Raw genomic sequence first — 435 nt, 5'->3', positions numbered from 1 at the left:
CTCTCAGGCAGAGCGTGGAATTTCCACCAAACACAAATAAATGCAATCTGTTCGTCTACGACGTGCTGACCGCAATTGGGGTCAACGTGGCGTTGATTGAACATGGCAAATCGAAATACCTGCCATATTTCTCCAAGGTTAGTCCTCCGCTTGCGGGTGAATGGGCGAATGGACAACGATTGCTCAATAGCTGGAAAGTCGAGCGCACGCCGTTGCCCGGGGACGTCGGCGCTTACGCAATGAATTATTCCGACGCCAGCGGCCATGTCGGCTTCGTTCTAACGAAGGGCGTATGCATTTCTGCAGGGTGGGAAAAAGTTGAAGTTAACGACGCAGGTTTTCGCCATGCGACCGGTAATGCAAATCCCAGCGACCATGACTTCACTATTTTCCGACGCTATAAACACAGCACGCCACAATGAAACGCCCTTATTC

The 435-nt window shown here is 51.3% G+C and carries 1 pseudogene; it reads left to right on the top strand.

Annotated elements, in window-relative coordinates:
* Positions 1-422, top strand: a pseudogene (locus J5M56_RS25690) (CHAP domain-containing protein); the annotation flags it as partial.
* Positions 423-435 lie beyond the last annotated feature (13 nt).

It is taken from the genome of Pseudomonas sp. 51_B (genome assembly GCF_017491595.1).
GTDB classification, from domain to species: domain Bacteria; phylum Pseudomonadota; class Gammaproteobacteria; order Pseudomonadales; family Pseudomonadaceae; genus Aquipseudomonas; species Aquipseudomonas promysalinigenes.
The sequence above is the reverse complement of the archived record's forward strand: the minus strand, read 5'-3'. Positions and strand labels throughout refer to the sequence as shown.